At 47.9% G+C, this 3,073-nt stretch carries 5 protein-coding genes; 2 read left to right on the top strand and 3 right to left on the bottom strand.

The window, feature by feature from the left end; all coding sequences use genetic code 11:
• Positions 1-253, top strand: a 253-nt coding sequence (locus GF404_03235) for a hypothetical protein (GenBank protein ID MBD3381191.1), incomplete at its 5' end; no start/stop codon positions are given.
• Positions 254-391: 138 nt separating this feature from the next.
• On the opposite strand, the gene GF404_03230 is transcribed toward GF404_03235, so the two are convergent.
• The 3 genes from GF404_03230 to GF404_03220 form a co-directional block, all read right to left on the bottom strand.
• Positions 392-787, bottom strand: a complete 396-nt coding sequence (locus tag GF404_03230) for a RidA family protein (protein ID MBD3381190.1) — start codon at positions 785-787, stop codon at positions 392-394.
• 23 nt (positions 788-810) lie between these two features.
• Positions 811-2,058 (bottom strand): aminoacetone oxidase family FAD-binding enzyme, encoded by a 1,248-nt coding sequence (locus GF404_03225; GenBank protein ID MBD3381189.1) that lies wholly within the window; start codon positions 2,056-2,058, stop codon positions 811-813.
• 123 nt (positions 2,059-2,181) lie between these two features.
• A complete protein-coding gene (locus GF404_03220) occupies positions 2,182-2,613 on the bottom strand; it encodes a peptidylprolyl isomerase (GenBank protein MBD3381188.1) in 432 nt (143 codons plus the stop codon).
• A gap of 295 nt (positions 2,614-2,908) precedes the next feature.
• Here GF404_03220 and GF404_03215 point away from each other — a divergent pair.
• Positions 2,909-3,073: HAD hydrolase-like protein (locus tag GF404_03215; GenBank protein ID MBD3381187.1), on the top strand; the 165-nt coding region annotated here is incomplete at its 3' end.

Raw genomic sequence — 3,073 nt, 5'->3', positions numbered from 1 at the left:
CCAGCAGGTCATGGACATGATTCAGCAGATCGCCACCGCGTCCGAACAGCAGTCTGCCGCCGCCGAGCAGATCTCCAAGAATGTCGAGAGCATCTCCTCGATCACACGTCAGACAGCTACCGGCGCCGAACAGTCCGCGGCTGCCGCTGAAGAACTCAATCAGCAGGCCGAAGGTCTCAAACTTATGGTCAGCCGCTTCCGTCTTGAAAACTCGGACACGAAACCGGTTGAAGTTGAAAATGAAATGGAATAATCAGAATATGATGTGTTGCGATATAATCAGGCACTTTTACCCGGGTTAGCAGAGAATCCGAGGAGTTAACACGTCTTTCCCCCATAATCACTCTGTTTCTTCCTTATTGGGCGATAAGAGGCGGCCGCAATGGCCGCCTTATTTTTGTTCTGAAAGAAAACAATCGGCCTCGATTTCAACATACCATTCCGGCCTCACCAGCCTGCTAACTTCGACCAGGGTACAAGCTGGACGAATGTCCGCAAACATCTCCCCGTGGGCGCGAGATATATCCTCCCAGCGCTCCATGTCGGTGACGTAAATCCGGGTCCGGAAAACATCCTCGATTTTTCCACCCGCTTCTTCAATCGAGCGTCGAATGATCTCCAGGCACCGTTTCGCCTGGGCGTAGGCATCTGTTTTTCCGACGGTCTCGCCATCATCACCGACCGGGCCGGTACCGGCCACACAGATCAAGTTACCGATTCTGACCGCACGCGAAAACCCAACCATTTTTTCATATGGGGAAGTTGATGATACATTGATTCGATTCATTTCATCACCTTTTTGAATTGATACTACATATTGAGAGCTTCGGCCGCTGATTTTCCAGCCAGCCATCCGGTTGAAAAAGCGGCCTGTAAATTGTATCCTCCGGTATCACCGTCCAGGTCCAAAACCTCTCCGCAAAAATACAGACCTTTCACCAGCCTGGATTCAAGCGTGCGAGGATTTACCTGCTTGAGATCAATCCCTCCGGCAGTGACTATGGCTTCATCGTATGATCTGTGAGACCTGATTTTGAGACGAAAATCCTTGAGCCAGTTTATGAGCCGGCGTCGTTCTTTGGAATTGATCTGGTTTCCCACCTTTTCACCTGAGATGGATGCCTGTTCAATACATACAGGAATCAATCGTAGCGGCATCAGTCCCTTTAAAATTGATTTCAACCGCTGTCTGCCATGCTGATCCAAATCACGAAGAAGCCGTCGATCCAGCTTGTCAAAATCCAATGCCGGCTTTAAGTCAATCGATAGTTCGACCGCTTTTTTTTCATGCAACAGGTCGACCGCGGTTTTACTGAGAGAGAGTATTACCGGTCCACTGACACCATAAGCGGTAAAAATCATCTCTCCGAATAGCGAGGCTTTGATTCTGTCATTCGAAATGATTTTCGCTTCGACATTTCGCAGGCTCAGTCCCTCAAGTCTGGTAGCGACATCACCCTCGGTTTCCAAAGGCACCAGGGCTGGACGCACATTTATTATTCTATGACCTGTGGTTTTGGCAAGGTAGTAAGCATCGCCGTTCGAACCAGTCCTCGGATAGGACGATCCGCCCGCCGCCAGAATCACCACATCGGCTTCATATCCGTTATTGCGGTCGGATACGCCAGCTACACCGTCATCTTCAATATTGATGTGATTGATCCTTGCCTGAGTTTTGATGTAAACCCCACAATCCGCAACCCATTGCAAAAGCGCCCGGACAACATCTAATGCTTTTTCGCTTTTTGGAAAGACACGACCGCCTCGTTCAATTTCAGTCGGAACCCCCAGCCTGTTAAAGAAATAGATCAAATCATCGGAAAAGAAGCGATTGAAAGACTGCCTCAAAAAACGCCCATTGGATCCAAAGTGCTCGATAAATTCAGTAAGCGGAGCCGTGTTGGTCAGATTACAGCGCCCTTTTCCGGTCAGGCCGAGTTTTCGGGCGGGTCGCTTCATCTTTTCCATCACGATCACCCGGGCACCATTTTCAGCCGCAATACCAGCGGCCATCAAACCTGAAGCACCACCACCGATTACGATCACTTGTCTGGGCATGATTCCCTTTCAGCTATTTCATATATGATATACCGATGCTGATGAAATTCCAGTGGAAAATAAGATGAGAAAATAAAAATCCTCCCGTGGCAAAGCGCATCACAACACCACGGGAGGATAATCTTAACCAGAAATCTCTACTAATTCGATATCGAAAATCAAGGTCTTTCCCGCCAGGGAATGGTTGGCATCGAGAGTAATTGACTCCTCGTTGACATCGCTGACGGTGACATTGACTGTATTGCCGTCCGGTTGACGGAGGCTCAGTCTTTGACCTACCGAGGGTTTGATGTTTTCCGGGATATCGGCTTTTTTAACCTCGGCAATCAGCTCCTCGCGTTGGGGACCGTAGGCTTCCTCCGGGGGTAACTTTACGGTTTTGCTCTGACCGACTTCCATACCAATTATGCCCTTTTCAAAGCCGGGGATGACCTGACCCGCGCCGATTTTGAACTCGAGCGGTTCACGGTCCTGGGATGAATCGAAAACCATCCCATTGTCCAGCTTTCCCGTGTAGTGCACTTTTACTGTATCTCCCTCTTGTGCCTGACCCATCAATCCTCCTTTGAGTTCAAAAAGTGCGCTTTCTTAATATCCATGCTGTCATAAGCAGACCTAAACCGGGAATTATACCATGCAAAATATCTTAGCACTACATATACAATTTACAAAGCCGAAAAGCAACTTATTTTTAGAATATCTAATCAATATAACAAAGATCACTACATCTATTCTAAGACAACAGCAAGCTGTAACACTATGCTAACATTCAGTAAAGAAGTGATCTCGCCTCCTTACGGTTAAAGCTGGAATTATTTGGAATATACATGTGTTTTTGATATATTTCTGTATGCTCAGCAAGCGGGCTTTAATATTTGATTTCGATTACACGCTGGCGGACTCCTCCGAGGCTATCGTCGAATGTTTCAATCATGCGTTCAAGTCATGCCGGCTTCCGACAGTCCCTCCGGAAAAGATCTACCCGCTGATAGGCATCTCGCTTCCTGAATCCTTT

Source organism: Candidatus Zixiibacteriota bacterium, assembly GCA_014728145.1.
Classification (GTDB): Bacteria; Zixibacteria; MSB-5A5; order JAABVY01; family JAABVY01; genus WJMC01.
This window is presented reverse-complemented; position numbering and strand designations above follow the sequence as displayed.

Coding starts and splice junctions, on each gene's coding strand:
- GF404_03230 (MBD3381190.1), bottom strand. CDS start 787: ATGAATCGAATCAATGTATCATCAACTTCCCCATATGAAAAAATGGTT.
- GF404_03220 (MBD3381188.1), bottom strand. CDS start 2,613: ATGGGTCAGGCACAAGAGGGAGATACAGTAAAAGTGCACTACACGGGA.
- GF404_03225 (MBD3381189.1), bottom strand. CDS start 2,058: ATGCCCAGACAAGTGATCGTAATCGGTGGTGGTGCTTCAGGTTTGATG.